Source organism: uncultured Sphingomonas sp., assembly GCF_964021865.1.
In the GTDB taxonomy this organism is placed as follows: Bacteria; Pseudomonadota; Alphaproteobacteria; order Sphingomonadales; family Sphingomonadaceae; genus Sphingomonas.
The window spans coordinates 95,630-111,209 of record NZ_CAXIAM010000001.1; the positions used below are offsets into that span (position 1 = coordinate 95,630).

Annotated in this window: 14 protein-coding genes; 11 read left to right on the forward strand and 3 right to left on the reverse strand. The window is 67.7% G+C overall.

What is annotated here, in order from left to right; genetic code table 11:
* The first annotated feature begins 38 nt into the window (after positions 1 to 38).
* The 8 genes from AADI75_RS00460 to AADI75_RS00495 all read left to right on the forward strand — a co-directional run bounded on the left by AADI75_RS00460 (position 39) and on the right by AADI75_RS00495 (position 7,788).
* Positions 39 to 566, forward strand: a complete 528-nt coding sequence (locus tag AADI75_RS00460; protein ID WP_341207097.1) for an FxDxF family PEP-CTERM protein — start codon at positions 39 to 41, stop codon at positions 564 to 566.
* Positions 567 to 827: 261 nt separating this feature from the next.
* Positions 828 to 1,754: a beta-1,6-N-acetylglucosaminyltransferase gene (locus AADI75_RS00465; protein WP_341207098.1), complete on the forward strand. Its 927-nt coding sequence runs from the start codon at positions 828 to 830 to the stop codon at positions 1,752 to 1,754.
* 12 nt (positions 1,755 to 1,766) lie between these two features.
* On the forward strand, positions 1,767 to 2,537 hold the full coding sequence (locus AADI75_RS00470; protein WP_341207099.1) for a metallophosphoesterase: 771 nt from the start codon (positions 1,767 to 1,769) through the stop codon (positions 2,535 to 2,537).
* Between the two features lie 43 nt (positions 2,538 to 2,580).
* Positions 2,581 to 3,048, forward strand: coding sequence for a dihydrofolate reductase (locus tag AADI75_RS00475; RefSeq protein ID WP_341207100.1), 468 nt, complete (start codon positions 2,581 to 2,583; stop codon positions 3,046 to 3,048).
* A gap of 24 nt (positions 3,049 to 3,072) precedes the next feature.
* Positions 3,073 to 3,999 (forward strand): bifunctional riboflavin kinase/FAD synthetase, encoded by a 927-nt coding sequence (locus AADI75_RS00480; RefSeq protein ID WP_341207101.1) that lies wholly within the window; start codon positions 3,073 to 3,075, stop codon positions 3,997 to 3,999.
* A gap of 24 nt (positions 4,000 to 4,023) precedes the next feature.
* Complete coding sequence (gene ileS, locus AADI75_RS00485; protein ID WP_341207102.1) at positions 4,024 to 6,825, forward strand: isoleucine--tRNA ligase; 2,802 nt, start codon at positions 4,024 to 4,026, stop codon at positions 6,823 to 6,825.
* A complete protein-coding gene (gene lspA / locus AADI75_RS00490; protein WP_341207103.1) occupies positions 6,822 to 7,325 on the forward strand; it encodes a signal peptidase II in 504 nt (167 codons plus the stop codon). Before ileS ends, lspA begins: the two co-directional genes overlap by 4 nt.
* The gene (locus AADI75_RS00495; protein ID WP_341207104.1) at positions 7,318 to 7,788 is read left to right on the forward strand and encodes a DUF3035 domain-containing protein; all 471 of its coding nucleotides are present in this window, start codon (positions 7,318 to 7,320) and stop codon (positions 7,786 to 7,788) included. Before lspA ends, AADI75_RS00495 begins: the two co-directional genes overlap by 8 nt.
* A 155-nt stretch (positions 7,789 to 7,943) precedes the next feature.
* On the opposite strand, the gene AADI75_RS00500 is transcribed toward AADI75_RS00495, so the two are convergent.
* The 3 genes from AADI75_RS00500 to AADI75_RS00510 are packed head-to-tail and all read right to left on the reverse strand — an operon-like array spanning position 7,944 to position 11,253.
* Positions 7,944 to 9,236 (reverse strand): mechanosensitive ion channel domain-containing protein, encoded by a 1,293-nt coding sequence (locus AADI75_RS00500; protein ID WP_341207105.1) that lies wholly within the window; start codon positions 9,234 to 9,236, stop codon positions 7,944 to 7,946.
* Positions 9,215 to 10,408 (reverse strand): cystathionine beta-lyase, encoded by a 1,194-nt coding sequence (metC, locus tag AADI75_RS00505; protein ID WP_341207106.1) that lies wholly within the window; start codon positions 10,406 to 10,408, stop codon positions 9,215 to 9,217. The genes AADI75_RS00500 and metC overlap by 22 nt, the downstream gene beginning before the upstream one ends.
* Positions 10,405 to 11,253, reverse strand: a complete 849-nt coding sequence (locus AADI75_RS00510) for a sulfurtransferase (protein WP_341207107.1) — start codon at positions 11,251 to 11,253, stop codon at positions 10,405 to 10,407. Before AADI75_RS00510 ends, metC begins: the two co-directional genes overlap by 4 nt.
* A 75-nt stretch (positions 11,254 to 11,328) precedes the next feature.
* Between AADI75_RS00510 and queF the strand changes: the two genes are divergently transcribed.
* The 3 genes from queF to AADI75_RS00525 all read left to right on the forward strand — a co-directional run bounded on the left by queF (position 11,329) and on the right by AADI75_RS00525 (position 15,502).
* Positions 11,329 to 11,775 (forward strand): preQ(1) synthase, encoded by a 447-nt coding sequence (queF, locus tag AADI75_RS00515; RefSeq protein WP_341207108.1) that lies wholly within the window; start codon positions 11,329 to 11,331, stop codon positions 11,773 to 11,775.
* Between the two features lie 126 nt (positions 11,776 to 11,901).
* On the forward strand, positions 11,902 to 14,175 hold the full coding sequence (locus AADI75_RS00520; protein ID WP_341207109.1) for a glycosyltransferase family 4 protein: 2,274 nt from the start codon (positions 11,902 to 11,904) through the stop codon (positions 14,173 to 14,175).
* Positions 14,176 to 14,221: 46 nt separating this feature from the next.
* Positions 14,222 to 15,502 (forward strand): glycoside hydrolase family 130 protein, encoded by a 1,281-nt coding sequence (locus AADI75_RS00525; RefSeq protein ID WP_341207110.1) that lies wholly within the window; start codon positions 14,222 to 14,224, stop codon positions 15,500 to 15,502.
* Positions 15,503 to 15,580 lie beyond the last annotated feature (78 nt).

A 15,580-nucleotide genomic window follows, 5' to 3' on the forward strand; every position in this document is an offset into this window, starting at 1 on the left:
CGGACGGACGTCAACAGGGTGCAAGGGGAGTTCCTAATATGAAGAAGATTTTCGCAACCGCAGTCGCTGCGGCCACGTTTGCGGTGTCGGCACCGGCGATGGCGGTGACCAATATCGATCTCGGGCCGACTGGCTCGGACGTTCAGTTCGGTTCTTTTACCATCAGCGGGACCTCGGGGACCGGCCTCTCTCAGGACTTCACGTTCAACGTTCCGTCTGAAGGTATCGTCAGCGCGTCGGGCACCGCCACGATCAGCTTGGCGACCAACAGCGCGATTCAGCTTACCTCCATCGTCCTGAATGGCATCTCGAAGGCTGCCACGCTGAGCGCTGACGGTTCGGCCTATCAAGCGGCGATCAACAACATCGTCACGAACGCCAACAACCCGCAAACTCTGCGCGTGAACTACAATGTGACCGGTCGCGGCGGTATCGCTACGGGCACCGTCAGCTGGACCTCGGCGGTCCCGGAGCCGGGCAGCTGGGCGCTCATGATCCTGGGCTTCGGCATCGTCGGTTACGCGATGCGTCGTCGCCCGTCGGTCCGTTTCGCTCAGGCGATCTGATCGCGGCATCGCACCGGCGCTTCGGCGCCGTGGCGGTGACGATATGGAAGGCGGCGGCATGCCCGATCGGGGATGCCGCCGCTTTTCGTTTGCGGCGGAGTCGCGCAGACGTGTTCCGCCCGCATAACCGGTCGACGTCGCCGGTAGGGAGCGGTTAGGGTGGAGTCGCTATCCCCCATGCGTGACCCGGAGCCTGCCCCTGCCGAATCGCCCGATCCCTGGCCGCGCTCTTATCGAATCGGCGCGGCCGGGGCGCGCACGATGACGATCGGCTTCGTCATCCTGTCGCATCGCGATCCCGCGCAGTTGCTGCGGCTCGTTACCACGCTCAACCGGCTGTACGACGATCCGCCGATCGCCTGCCATCACGACATGGCACAATCCGCAATCGACGTCGGCGCGTTCCCCGGCAATGTCCGTTTCGTTCAGCCGAGCATCCGTACGGGCTGGGCGAAATGGTCAGTGGTGCAGGGGTTTTTCGCGGCATTGCGGTTGCTCTACGAGCATGACGCGCCCGACTGGTTCGTGTTGCTGAGCGCCGTCGATTACCCGATCCGTCACGCCGCGGCGGTGCGGGCCGACTTGGACATGCTGGACGCGGATGCGCTGATCGACTTTCGCCGACTCGACGACACCGCCGAGAGTGCCGCAGCGTGCTTCGGCCCGCGCAATCCCGAACTCGACCAGTTCGAGTCGGAGATCAACCGCCGCCTGAAACGCACCCGCTATGAGGGCGCGCAGCTCTGGCTGCCGATATTGCGCTTCAACGACGGTGGTCGCCGCGTGCGACCGGGGCGCCGCACGCTGGAGCTTCCGTTCAGGACGCCGTTCCGGCCGTTCTCGCGCGATTTCCAATGCTTTGACGGCGATCATTGGTTCACCGGCAACGCACGCGTCGCGCGGCTGTTGCTCAACCCGACATCGCGCCACCTGAAGCTGCAAAAGTATCTTTCGATGCGCACCAGCCCCGACGAATGCTATTTCCAGACCGTGCTCTGCAACGAGCCCGGGCTGCGCCTCGTGCGCGACAATCGCCGCTATGCACAGTGGAATGGCGGCGGCGCCCATCCGCAATCGCTGACCGACGCCGATCTCGGCGCGATCGCGGCCTCGAATGCGCATTTCGCGCGCAAGTTCGCCGCTGGCGCGCCGGTGCTCGACCGCATCGACGCCATGCTGTTCGACTAAATTGCGCGCGTGATGGGACGTTTCCGTGACCTGATCGGATGGCCGCCGCCACGTCGCGCCGCGGTGCCGGCGGGGATGCGCGTCTATGCGATCGGCGACGTGCATGGCCGCGCCGATCTGTTGCAGCCGCTGCTCGGCTGGATCGCGGAGGATCATGCCCGCCGCGGCGGCGAGGCGGCGCTGCACATCGTCGCATTGGGTGACCTGATCGATCGTGGGCCGGCGTCGGCGAAGGTCATCGACCTGTTCGCCGCCGACACCCGCCGCAATGCGCACTATTCCTTCCTGAGCGGAAACCATGAGGAGATGCTGCTCGCGATCCTTGACGGCGAGGCGGAGGGCGTTCCCGACTGGCTGGATCATGGCGGGGCGGAGACGCTGGAGAGCTATGGCGTCGATCCGGCGCGCTTCTGGGACGATCCGGAGGCGCTGCCGCGCGTGCTGCGCGCCGCGCTGCCGTCCCGTCACATCGCGTTCCTGCGCGCGATGCGCGATCAGGTGCGGATCGGCGATTATCTGTTCGTCCATGCCGGCATCCGTCCGGGCGTGCCGATCGACGAGCAGGAGGGGCGAGACCTGCGCTGGATCCGCAAGGAGTTCCTGACCAGCCACGTCGATCATGGTCCGGTGGTGGTGCATGGGCACACGATCGTGCCGAAGGTCGACTATCGCCGCAATCGGATCGCGATCGACACCGGGGCGTATCGTACCGGGCGCCTGACGGCGCTGGGCTTGGAGGGAGAGGCGCGCTGGACGCTGACCAGCCGGCTGGACGAGGCATGATGCGGACTTTCCTCGCGCCCGCGTCGCGCCTAGCGCGGCACCGATGATCGTCTTTGTTCTCGCGCGCGCCGACAATGGCGTCATCGGCGTCGACGGCCGGCTGCCGTGGCGGTTGCCGGCGGACCTGAAGCGCTTCAAGGCGCTGACGATGGGCACGCCGATGGTGATGGGGCGCAAGACCTTCGAGAGCTTCCCCGCGCCGCTGCCCGGACGGCGGCACATCGTGCTGACGCGCGACCGCAACTGGTCCGCGGTCGGCGCCGAGGTGGCGCACAACGTCGAGGCGGCGCTGGCGCTGGCCGGAGCGGGCGAGGTGACGGTGGTCGGCGGTGCGGAAATCTATGCCCTGCTGCTCGATCGCGCCGACCGGATCGAAGTGACCGAGGTGCATTGCGCGCCCGAGGGCGATGCGGTGGTGCCCGCCTTCACCGGCTGGCGCGAGGTGGCGCGCGTCGCGAACCCTGCCGAGGGCGAGCGGCCGGCTTATGATTTCGTGACGCTAGTACGGTGACGGTGCAGGCGCTAAGGGCGGCCGATGCAGCGGCTTGACGGCGGCGCGGCGGTGCCTGACGCTCTGGCGGGCGCGATCGTTGCGCTCGGCAATTTCGACGGTTTTCACCTGGGTCATCAGGCGGTTGTCGCGCGGGCGGTCGATCGCGCGCGCGCCGAGGGCCGCCCGGCGCTGGTCGCGACCTTCGATCCGCATCCGGTTCGCCACTTCCGCCCCGAGACCGAGCCCTTCCGGCTGACCACGCTCGACCAGCGCGCGCGGCTGTTCGCCGCGGCGGGGGCGGACGGCATGGTGGTGTTCCATTTCGACGCCGCGCTGGCGGCGCTGCCCGCCGAAGTGTTCATCGCCGAGCGGCTGATCGGGGCGCTCAAGGTCGGCGGGGTGGTGACCGGGGAGGATTTCACCTTCGGCCACGCCAAGAGCGGGAACATCGCGACGTTGCGTACGGCAGGAAAAAGCGCCGGTTTCTCGGTCGATACGGTCGGCGCGGTGCTGCTGGACGGCGAGCCGGTGTCGTCGACGCGGATCCGGGGCGCGCTGCGCGGCGGCGATCCGCGCGGTGCGGCGCGGTTGTTGACGCGGCCGTTCGCGATCGAGGGTATCGTCCAGCATGGCGACAAGCTGGGGCGGACGATAGGTTATCCGACCGCGAACCTCGATATGGGACCGTATCTGCGTCCGGCATATGGCATTTATGCGGTGCGGGGGCGGCTTGCGGATGGCCGGGTCCTCAAAGGCGCCGCGAACCTGGGCGTCCGGCCCACGTTCGACCCGCCCAAGGAGCTGCTGGAACCGTATTTCTTCGACTTTTCGGGCGACCTGTACGGACAGGTGCTGGAAGTCGAGCTGATCGAGTGGCTGCGCGCCGAGGCGAGGTTCGACGACCTCGACGCGCTGGTCGCGCAGATGGACCTGGACTGCGCGCGCGCGCGCGAGTTGCTGGCGGACTAACCCGTCGTTAAGGCTAAGAGACACATGGCCGACGCACCCGACACGTCGCGCGACTGGCGCGACACCGTATTCCTGCCGCAGACCGACTTTCCGATGAAGGCCGGGCTGGCGCAGAAGGAGCCCGCGATCCTCGACCGCTGGAAGCGGATCGGGCTGTACCAGCGGCTGCGCCAGCAGCGGCTGGGGCGCGAGCGGTTCATCCTCCACGACGGCCCGCCCTATGCCAATGGCGACATCCACATGGGCCACGCGATGAACAAGGTGCTGAAGGACGTGATCGTCCGCAGCCGCACCCTCATGGGCTATGACGCGCCCTATGTCCCGGGCTGGGACTGCCACGGGCTGCCGATCGAATGGAAGGTCGAGGAAGCGTATCGCGCGAAGAAGCTCGATAAGGACCAGGTGCCGGTCGCGCAGTTCCGCGCCGAGTGCCGTGCCTATGCCGACAAATGGGTGGCGGTGCAGCGCGACGAGTTCGAGCGGCTGGGCGTGATGGGCGATTGGGACGATCCCTATCTGACCATGAAGTTCGACGCCGAGGCGACGATCGCGGGCGAATTGCTCAGGTTCGCCGAGAGCGGGCAATTGTACCGCGGCGCCAAGCCGGTGATGTGGAGCCCGGTCGAGAAGACCGCGCTGGCCGAGGCCGAGGTCGAATATGAGGACGTCGTCTCGACGCAGATCGACGTCGGATTCGAGGTGATCGACTGCCCGGAATATCCGGGGCTGGCGGGGACGCTGGCGGTGATCTGGACGACGACGCCGTGGACGATCCCGGTGAACCAGGCGCTCGCCTACGGCTCGGCGGTCGATTACCTGCAGTTCGAACATGACGGGCGGCGGTATCTGGTCGCCGAGCCGCTGATGCCCGCCTTCACCAAGCGCACCGGCATCCCGATGGGCAAGATCATCGCGCTCATCAAGGGCCCGGTGCTGGAAGGCGCGACCGCGCGGCATCCGATGCACGCGCTGGGCGGTTTCTTCGCGACGCCGCGGCCGTTCTTCGAGGGCGCGTTCGTCACCACCGACGCCGGCACCGGGCTCGTGCATATGGCGCCGGATCATGGCGAGGACGATTTCCTGCTGTGCAAGGCGCACGGAATCGATCCGGTGTTCGCGGTCGATGGCGCGGGGATGTACCGCGAGGACTGGGCGTGGCTCGGCGGGCAGGGCAGCGTCATCAGCAAGAAGTTCGTCGGCGCCGAGGGGCCGATCTGTTCGGACCTGCGCGCGACGGGCAATTTGCTGTCGGCGAGCGACGATTTCGCGCACAGCTATCCGCATTCGTGGCGGTCGAAGGCGAAGGTGATCTTCCGCGCGACCCCGCAATGGTTCATTGCGATGGATGGCAACGCAAAACTCCCCTCCCCTGAAGGGGAGGGGCTTGCCCCGGGCAATGCCGCCACGCTCCGCGAACTCGCGCTCGATGCGATCTCCCGCACGCAATGGGTGCCGGCGCGCGCCGAGAACCGCATCCGTGCGATGGTCGAGGGGCGACCCGATTGGGTCATCAGCCGGCAGCGGGCGTGGGGGGTGCCGATCGCGCTCTATGTCCACCGCACGAGCGGACAGTATCTGAACGATCCCGCGGTCAACGCGCGCATTCTCGATGCCTTCCGCGCCGGCGGGGCGGATGCGTGGTTCACCGCCGACCATCAGGCGTTGCTCGGCGACGGCTACGGCCTCGCCGATTACGAGCCGGTCAACGACATCCTCGACGTATGGTTCGATTCGGGTTCGACCCACGCGTTCGTCGTCGAGGCGCGTTACGGCGAGGGTACGCGCGCGAACCTGTACGTCGAGGGCTCGGACCAGCATCGCGGCTGGTTCCAGTCGTCGTTGCTGGAGAGCTGCGGGACGCGCGGGCGCGCGCCCTATGATGCGGTGCTGACGCACGGCTTCGCGCTCGACGGGCAGGGGCGCAAAATGTCCAAGTCGCTCGGCAATGTCGTCGATCCGCTCAAGGTGATCGGCGAATCGGGGGCGGACATCCTGCGGCTGTGGGCGGTGTCGACCGATTATTTCGACGACGTGCGGATCGGCAAGGAAGTGCTGGCGACCGCATCGGACGCCTATCGCAAGCTGCGCAACACCTTCCGCTATCTGCTCGGCGCGCTCGACGGCTTCACCGATGACGAGCGGGTGCCAGTCGCCGAGATGCCGGAGCTGGAGCGCTACATGCTCCACCTGCTCCATGCGCTCGACCGCGAGCTGAAGGAGGCGGCGGGCGCTTACGAGTTCAACCGCTATGTCCGGCGGCTGACCGACTTCTGCAACGAGGATCTGTCGGCGTTCTTCTTCGACGTGCGCAAGGATTCGCTTTATTGCGACGCCGCGGGCGACATGAAGCGGCGCGCCTATCGCACGATGCTCGACGTGCTGTTCCATGCGCTGGTCCGCTATGCCGCGCCGGTGCTGGTGTTCACCGCCGAGGAAGTGTGGCAGGCGCGCTTCCCGGCCGACGACAGTTCGGTGCATCTGCTCGAATGGCCGACGCTGCCCGACGAGGCCGGCGAGGACGTGGCGGCGCGCTGGCTGAAGGTGCGGGCGCTGCGCGAGCGCGTCACCGAGGCGATCGAGCCGCTGCGCCGCGAGAAGACGATCCGTTCGAGCCTGGAGGCGGACGTCACCGTACCCGAACTGCCGCTGCCCGCCGAAGCATTGGCGGAGGTGTTTATCGTCGCCAGGGTCGGCGAGGCGCCGACCGTCGACGTGGCGCGCACCGATTACCACAAATGCGGGCGCTGCTGGCGGCACCTGCCCGAGGTGACGAGCGACGGCGCACTGTGTGCGCGCTGTGCCGATGTGACGGGAACGGCGGCGTGATCCCGCGCGCGGGATTGCTGCTGGCCGGGGCGGTGTTCGCGGTTGACCAGCTCGTCAAATGGCTGGTCACCGGGCCGCTTCAGATCGATTTCCTTGGCGCATACCGCACGTTGCTGCCGATCTTCGACCTGCGCTTCACCAAGAACGAGGGCGTGTCGCTGGGGATGCTGCGCGCCGAGACCGATGCGACGCGCTGGCTGCTGGTCGCGTTCACCGCCGCGATCGCGATCGCGGTGGCGGTCTGGATGTTCCGCGAGCGCAAGCGCGCCGACCAGCTCGCGCTCGGGCTGGTGCTGGGCGGTGCGATCGGCAATATCGTCGATCGCGTGCGGCTGGGCTATGTGGTCGATTTTGCGGATCTGCATTTCGGTGAATGGCGACCGTTTCTGGTGTTCAATGTCGCCGATGCCGCGATCTCGATCGGCGTGCTGATTCTGCTGGTGCGCGCGCTCCTGATCCGCGAGAAGCGCGACGATGTTTCGGAGAATGTCCATGCGTAAGTCTGTGGTGGTGGTGGCCGGGATGGCGGCGCTGGGGCTGCTCGCCGGCTGCGGCAAGCGCGGTTACGACCGTGCCCGCCCCGACGAATTCGCGGTGGCGCGGCAGGCGCCGCTGATTATCCCGCCCGATTTCGCGCTGGTCCCGCCGCAGCCGGGCGCCGCGCGGACGCAGGGCAACAACCCGCAGGCGCAGGCGATCGAGGCGCTGTTCGGCGGCCCGGCGGCGCGCAGCGCGGGTGAGGCCGGCGTGGTCGAGCAGGCCGGTGGCGCGAGCGCCGCGACGCCGGGCATCCGCTCGGGCGTGGGCGATCCCGGGACCAATGTCGTCGACAAGGGCCAGACCACCAGCGACATCGTCGCCGCGCCGCAGGGCGACGGGCAGGATGCGCGCGCGTCGGCGGGCGGGGCGGCGGCTACTGCCCCTGCGCAACCGACACCGGCGCAACCCACGCCGCAGCAGTAAGCTCGCCGTCACCCCTGCGAAGGCAGGGGCCTATGGCTGTTTCGTGCTTGGAGGCGTCTGACACATGCGCGGGGCGTATGTGTCAGACGCCTCTACTGCATTCGACAGACATGGGTCCCTGCCTGCGCAGGGCCGACGGCGATGGTGCGCTCCCCTTACGCCGCCGGCGGCTCGCTCCCCGGCCAGCTCCGCACATAGATGTCGCGTTGCGCGAACGGCATGCCGATCCCGGCGTCGCGGAACATCGCCCACAGACGGTTGAGCACGTCCGACCGGACGTTGCCGACGCCGCTCTCCGGATCGCTGATCCACGCCAGTATCTCATGTTCCGCGCCGTTGGTGCCAAAGGCGGTCAGCCAGACGTTGGGCTTGGGCGAATCGAGCACGCGCGGCGATTCGCGTGCCGCCTTCAGCATCAGCGCCTGCGCGGCCTGCAGATCGCAGTCATAGGGCACGCGCACCGGGATGCGGACGCGGACGTTGCGGTCGGAATAGGACCAGTTCTCGACCTCGCGGGTCATCAGATCCTCGTTCGGGATCAGATGCTCCTTGCCGTCGCGCGTCACCACCGACACCGCGCGCACCCCGATCTTGTTGACCCAGCCGAAGCTGGTGCCGACCGCGATGACGTCGCCCGGCTTGATCGAGCGGTCGAGCAGCAGGATGATCCCGGCGATCAGATTGCCGATCGTCTTCTGCATCCCGAACCCGACCGCGAGCCCGAACGCGCCCGAGAAGACCGCAAAGGCGGTCAAATCGATCCCGAGCAGGTCGATCCCGAACAGAAAGGCGAAGACGACGACCGCGATCCCGGCGATCTTCTGCGCGAGCACCTTCTGCGTCGGGTCGAGCGCGCGGGCGTGCGCGATCGTCTGCGCGGTCACCCGATTGGCGACACGCACCGCCGCCATCAGCGCGACGACGATAACCAGAAACTCGATCAGCGAGAGCAGCGACAGCCGGCGGCTGCCGACCCGGACCCCGATCGCATCGAGCGTGGTGGTGATCGGCTCCAGCCCGCCGACCGCGTGGCTGAAGACCGCGGTGAACACGACCAACTCGACGACGTAGGCCGCCCAGCGCGGGATGCCGACGCCGCGCATCAACTGGTGCGCGGTCAGCGTCCCCGCCGCCGCCATCGCGAAGCCGATCGCCGCCGCCGCCAGCGGCCCCCACGGCCAGATGGCGTAGACGAGCGCGAGCAGCAGCGCGGCGCTGCCGTGGCGGATGATCGCAGCGATCCGCGGGCTGAGCCCCTCGACATGCGCCCCGACGCGCGCACGCCACCAGGCGGCGGTGCGCGCGCCGACGACGCGCTGTGCGAGGACGCCGAGCGCGAGCGCCGCGATCACCAGCGTGCCCGCGGCGGCAAGCTCGATCAGGTCGGCCTGCGCCGGCAGCATCGCCAGCACCGGGCCGAGATCGGTCACGCCTGTGCCGCGCGCCATGCCGCAAGGCCGCGTTCGAGGTCGGCGATCAGGTCCTCGGGGTCTTCCAAGCCGATCTGCAAGCGGACCAGCGGCCCGGCGAAATCGGGGGTGGTGGCGGTGCGGTGGCGTTGCGGGTCGACCGGGACGGCGAGGCTTTCGAACCCGCCCCAGCTATAGCCGATGCCGAACAGGTCGAGCGTGTCGATCAATGCGCAGCGCGCCGCATCGCCGCCGCCCGCGAGTACGAAGGCGAACAGCCCCGCCGCGCCCTTGAAGTCGCGCTGCCACAAGTCGTGGCCGGGGCAGGAGGGGAGCGCTGGATGGAGGACGCGTGCGATTTCGAGGCGGGCTGCCAGCCACTCGGCGATCCGCCGCGCGCTCGCCTCGTGGCGCTCCAGCCGCACCCCCATCGTGCGCAGGCCGCGCGTGGCGAGATAGGCGTCGTCGGCGCTGACGACCTGGCCGAGCTGGAAGCTGGTGTCGCGCAGCGCGGCGAAGCGGCCCGGCCCGGCGGTGACGGAGCCCATCATCACGTCGGAATGGCCGGCAATATATTTGGTGCAGGCGAGGATCGAGTAATCGACCCCCAGTTCCACGACCGGGAACAGCAGCGGCGTCGCCCAGGTGTTGTCGATGACGGTCGCGACCCCGCGCGCTTTCGCGGCGGCGACGATCGCGGGAACGTCCTGCACCTCGAAGGTCAGGCTGCCGGGGCTTTCCATGAAGATCGCCCGCGTCCGCTCGCCGATCAGCGCGGAGATGCCGGCGCCGATCAGCGGATCGTAATAGCGCGTCGTGATCCCCATCCGCGCCAGCAATTTGTCGGCGAGCGCGCGGGTGGGATCATAGGCGCTGTCGACCAGCAGCAGCTCGTCGCCGGGCGACAGCAGCGTCAACAGGCACGCCGACACCGCCGCGACGCCGGAGGGATAGAGGAACGTCCCCTCCGCGCCCGGCTCCAGTTCGGTCAGCGCGTCGGCGAGGCTCCATTGCGTCGGCGTGCCGCGCCGGCCGTAGAACAGCCGGTGGTGGGTGTCGCGCGCGCCGGTCGCGCGCAGGTGCGCGACATCGTCGTAGAGGATCGTCGAGGCGCGCCAGACGGGCGTGTTGACGACGCCGGCGGTCCATTCCTTGCGCCGCCCGCCGGTGACCAGCCGCGTCGCCGGTCGGATGTCATCACGCGCGCTCATGCGTCCCCCGTCGCTTTCGGCGTGGTCGGGTCGCTGCCCCATTCGGTCCAACTGCCGTCATAGACCGCCGCCTCGCGTCCGAGCAGATGCGCGCCGAAGGCGAGCACGCTGGCGGTGATCCCCGACCCGCAGGTCATCGCGAGCGGGCGGTCGAGATCGACCCCCGCCGCGGTGAAGGCGGCAGCGAGCGCCTCGCCCTGTTTCCACGTCCCGTCAGCGTTGAAGAGCTGCGGATAGGGCAGGTTGCGCGCGCCCGGGATATGGCCGGGCGCGACGCCGGGGCGCGGATCGGCCTCCGCGCCGGTGAAGCGCGCCGCCGAGCGCGCGTCGACGATCTGCGCCCCGCCGTCCTGCTGCAACGCGCGCATCGCGGCGAGATCGAGCAGACCGATCCCCGATGCCGTCACCTCGACCGTCGTCGGCGCGACCGGCGCCGTGCCTTGTTCGAGCGCACGCCCCTCGGCCTTCCACTTCGCCAGCCCGCCGTCGAGCAAGGCGACATCGGTGAAGCCGAACGCGCGCAGCATCACCCAGGCGCGCGCCGCGGTATGGTGCGGGGCGTCGTCGTACAGCACGATCCGCTCATCGCCGCGCAGCCCCAGCCGCCCGGCGCGTGCGGCGAAATGCGTCGCGTCCGGCATGGTGGAGGGCAGCGGCGCGTCTGGCGCGCTGAAGCTGGCGAGGTCCATGAAGGTCGCGCCCGGAAGATGCCCGGCGGCGAAATCGGCGGCGGCGTCGCGCGGCGGCTCGCCGGGCAAGCCGACGTGATAGCTGGCATCGAGGATGCGCAGCCCCGGCGCGCCCGCATGCGCGGCAAGCCATTCGGTGGAGACGAGAGCGGTCATGGGCCTCTCCATAGCGCCAGCGCGCCGGCTTGGAACAGGTCGCAATTGCGCACGCCACGCCTTATGTGCGCGCGCATGACCCCGATGCATCTTGGCCAAGCCAGCACGTTGCCCGCTTCACCGGACGAGGCGGTGCTCGACTACGTTTCCAATCCGCGCCCGGCGCAGACCTATCTGGTGCGCTTCACGCAGCCCGAATTCACGTCGCTATGCCCGGTGACCGGGCAGCCGGATTTTGCGCATCTGGTGATCGATTATGCGCCGGCCGAGACGATCGTCGAATCCAAGTCGTTGAAGCTGTTCCTCGGCTCGTTCCGCAACCACGCCGCCTTCCACGAGGATTGCACGGTCGGGATCGGTGAGCGGCTGTTCCGCGAAATGCGCCCGCAATGGCTGCGGATCGGCGGCTATTGGTATCCGCGCGGTGGAATGCCGATCGACGTCTTCTGGCAATCGGGCGCGGCACCGGCGGATCTATGGCTGCCCGATCAGGGGGTCGCACCCTATCGCGGGCGAGGGTGATTGATCGGGATCAGACCGGTGAGCTTTGCTGCATTGCGGAATTATGGCAACCTTTCGTCTTAATGACGGTTCATCTTTGCGAACACGCGCGCAATGGGCGGCGTACCCATCGGCAGAGGTAAGGGGATGAAGAAGTCGACCGGAGCGCTGAACGTCGGGCACATCGCGCTGATCGGTAATTTCCTGCCGCGAAAGTGCGGGATCGCGACCTTCACCACCGATACCTACCAGGCGCTGCGCGCCCGCTTCCCCGAGATGCAGGTCGACGTCTATGCGATGGACGACCATCCCGGCCGTTACGAGTATCCTGAGGCGGTGGTCGGCGCGATCTCGCAGCACGACCGCGACGCCTATGTCGCCACCGCGCGCGCGATCGAGAACAGCGGCGCGCAAGTGCTGTGGCTCCAGCACGAATATGGCATTTTCGGCGGTGAGGCGGGCGGACACATCCTCGCGATGCTGGATCGCGTGTCGCTTCCGCTGATCGTCACGCTGCACACCATCCTCGAAAAGCCGAGCGCCGCCGAGCGCACGGTGCTCGAAGGGTTGCTGCGCCGCGCCGCCAAGGTGATCGTGATGGCCGAGCGCGGGCGGGAAATCCTCGAGCGCGTCTATGGCGCGAACCCGAAGCAGATCGCGACGATCCCGCACGGCGTTCCCGATCGGCCGTTCGCCGAGCCGGATTCGTTCAAGGCGCGGTTCGGCTGGGATGGCCGGCGCGTGATCCTGACGTTCGGGCTACTCGCGCCGGGCAAGGGGATCGAGACGATCATCGAAGCGATGCCGTCGGTGGTCGAGCGTCACCCCGAGGCGATGTACGTCGTGCTCGGCGCGACGCATCCCAATCTGGTCGCGCATGAGGGCGAGAAGTATCGCGACTCGCTGAAAGCGCGTGCCGAGGAACTGGGGGTCGGTGCGAATGTCGCGTTCATCGACGCGTTCGTCGACCACGACGACCTGATCGACTATCTGCAGGCGGCGGACATCTATGCCACGCCGTACCTCAATCCCGCACAGATCACGAGCGGGACACTCAGCTATGCGGTCGGCGTCGGCAAGGCGGTGGTTTCCACGCCGTATGTCCATGCCACCGAAATCCTTGCCGATGGACACGGCGTTCTGGTCGATTTCCGCGACCCGGCCGCGTTCGCACGTGAGATCAACGACCTGCTCGGCAGCGCGCGCAATCTCGCGCGGTTGTCGGCCCGGGCTTATGCGCGGGGCCGGACGATGATTTGGCCACGCGTCGTGGAGAAGGCAATGGACGAACTGATGGCCAGTCTGTCGACGCGGACGCAACGGCTTCCGCATCCCGGCAAAGCCGACAAACAGGTGTTGGCTCCCGATATCGCGGCCGTCGAGCGGATGAGCGATGCGACGGGGATGCTCCAGCATTCGATCTTTTCGGTGCCCGACCGGCGCCACGGCTATTGCATCGACGATAACGCCCGCGCGCTGATGCTGATGAGCGCGATCGACGACCTCGACGCCGAAACGCGCGACAAGTGGATGACGATCTATGCGTCATTCGTGCAGTTCGCGTGGAATCCGGAGGCGCGGCGCTTCCGCAACTTCATGAACTTCGACCGGACATGGTGCGAGGACGTCGGGTCCGAGGATTCGAACGGGCGCGCGCTCTGGGCGCTGGGTGTCACCGCGCGCGACGCGCATGAGCCCAAGCATCGCGATTGGGCGACCGCGATGTTCGACAACACTGCCAGCCTCGCGCTCGACCTCGGCAGCCCGCGCGCGCAGGCGTTCGCGATGCTGGGTGCGGCGGCGATGCTGGAGGCATCCCCCGGGCATGAGATGGCGTTGCAGATCCTGCGTCGCTTCCCGGATGAGCATCTGGCGCTGCTCGACGCCGCGCGGCGGCCGGAATGGTGCTGGTTCGAGATCGTGCTGGCCTATGACAATGCGCGGCTGCCCGAGGCGATGCTGCGCGCCGGGCTGGCGCTGAACCGTGCCGATCTGATCGCGTGCGGGCTCGACACGCTTGATTGGATCGTTGCGCGCCAGACCGCGCCGGAAGGACATTTCCGCGCGGTCGGGTCGGAGAGCTTCGGGCGCGTCTACGCAGACCCGCTGCCGTTCGATCAGCAGCCGCTCGAGGCGCAGGCGACGATCGACGCATGCGCGGCGGCGTTCGACGCCACCGGTGACGCGCGGTGGTATGCCGAGGCGAAGCGCGCCTACGACTGGTATCTGGGGGTCAACGATCTCGATCTGCCGCTGGCGACCCAACGCGATGGCGGCTGTTTCGACGGGCTGATGCCGACCGGATTGAACCGCAATCAGGGTGCCGAATCGATCCTGGCGTTACAAATGGCGTCCTGTGCGATTTCGGGGCTTTCAAAGCGCGTCGGAAAAGTGGCAGGGACGGTGCGCGTTTCCGCCTGACGGCGGCGACGTTCGCGTTCGACGTCCCTAAAGACGAGGCTGGTCCTTGGAGCTGTTCAACCACCGGCTGCGCCTGCATGCCGATCCGTCGCGCGTCGTCGTGCGGCCCTTCCACATCGGCTGGATTGCCAATGCCAACGGCGTCAGCCGTTCGCAGCGGCTGATCAGCGAGGTCATGGACATGTCGCCGCAAGAGGCGCGTGACCAGCTCGACCTGGTGCTAAAGGATTTCGAGGCACGCCACTGGCAGACGCGGCGCGTGTTCATGACCCGCTACGACGAGATCGCGGCGGCGCATGACCTCGACGGCAGTCGCATCTCGGATGAGAAGCGGCAGTTGATCGGCGCCTATTTCTGTCACGAATACAGCTATGCCGCCGCTGCGCTGATGAACCCCAGCGCGGTGCCGCATCCCGATCAATCGGGCATGGAAGACGGCGCGCAACGCATCGTGATGTCGCTGCGTGCGGTCGGCGAGGGGCACATATCCTCGGTCGCGTTCCGCGAGGGGATCATCACCAGCGAGAACGAGCTGAAGCTGGCGCCCGAGCCGCCGTTCGCCACCGCGACCGACGCGACCGGCACCGACGAGGAAGCGCCGCCGAGCGGCCCGGTGACGGTCTATCGCCACCGCGACAGCACCTTGTCCGGCACCGTGATCTTCCCGATCACCGATGCGCAGTCCAAGGGGCTGGAAGACCTGCGGCTCGTGCATTTCACGCACGACGACGGGACGCAGGAGTGGCTGGGCACCTACACCGCCTATAACGGTGCGACGATCCAGTCCGAGCTGTTGCGCACGCGCGATTTCCGCGCGTTCGACCTGATCCCGATGACCGGCAGCGCGGCGCGCAACAAGGGCATTGCGCTATTCCCGCGCAAGGTGGGCGGCGAATATCTGTCGATCGGGCGGCAGGACGGCGAGAATCTCTACCTGCTGCGCAGCGACGACCTGACGCATTGGGACGACGGCGAACTGATCCTGAAGCCCGTCTTTCCGTGGGAGTTCGTCCAGATCGGCAATTGCGGGCCGCCGATCGAGATCGAGGAGGGCTGGCTCCTGCTGACGCATGGCGTGGGCGCGATGCGGAAATATTCGATCGGCGCGGCGTTGCTCGACAAGGACAATCCGGCGCGGATCATCGGCCGCACGCGTTCACCAATCTTGGCGGCGGCGGATCAGGATCGCGAGGGCTATGTGCCGAATGTGGTTTATACGTGCGGCGCGATGAAGCATGGCGACAAGCTGTTCATGCCGTACGGTATCGCCGACAGCTCGGTCGGGTTTGCGTTCGTGTCGATCAAGGAATTGCTGGAAAAGATGTGACCGGTCGCCGCGACGTTGGGCAAAGCCGACGGTGGCGGTGCGCAGGGTGCAGCGACCGGTCCGGCCGGCGGGTCGGCA

Coding starts and splice junctions, on each gene's coding strand:
- AADI75_RS00460 (WP_341207097.1), top strand. CDS start 39: ATGAAGAAGATTTTCGCAACCGCAGTCGCTGCGGCCACGTTTGCGGTG.
- AADI75_RS00465 (WP_341207098.1), top strand. CDS start 828: ATGACGATCGGCTTCGTCATCCTGTCGCATCGCGATCCCGCGCAGTTG.
- AADI75_RS00470 (WP_341207099.1), top strand. CDS start 1,767: ATGGGACGTTTCCGTGACCTGATCGGATGGCCGCCGCCACGTCGCGCC.
- AADI75_RS00475 (WP_341207100.1), top strand. CDS start 2,581: ATGATCGTCTTTGTTCTCGCGCGCGCCGACAATGGCGTCATCGGCGTC.
- AADI75_RS00480 (WP_341207101.1), top strand. CDS start 3,073: ATGCAGCGGCTTGACGGCGGCGCGGCGGTGCCTGACGCTCTGGCGGGC.
- ileS (WP_341207102.1), top strand. CDS start 4,024: ATGGCCGACGCACCCGACACGTCGCGCGACTGGCGCGACACCGTATTC.
- AADI75_RS00495 (WP_341207104.1), top strand. CDS start 7,318: ATGCGTAAGTCTGTGGTGGTGGTGGCCGGGATGGCGGCGCTGGGGCTG.
- AADI75_RS00500 (WP_341207105.1), bottom strand. CDS start 9,236: ATGGCGCGCGGCACAGGCGTGACCGATCTCGGCCCGGTGCTGGCGATG.
- metC (WP_341207106.1), bottom strand. CDS start 10,408: ATGAGCGCGCGTGATGACATCCGACCGGCGACGCGGCTGGTCACCGGC.
- AADI75_RS00510 (WP_341207107.1), bottom strand. CDS start 11,253: ATGACCGCTCTCGTCTCCACCGAATGGCTTGCCGCGCATGCGGGCGCG.
- queF (WP_341207108.1), top strand. CDS start 11,329: ATGACCCCGATGCATCTTGGCCAAGCCAGCACGTTGCCCGCTTCACCG.
- AADI75_RS00520 (WP_341207109.1), top strand. CDS start 11,902: ATGAAGAAGTCGACCGGAGCGCTGAACGTCGGGCACATCGCGCTGATC.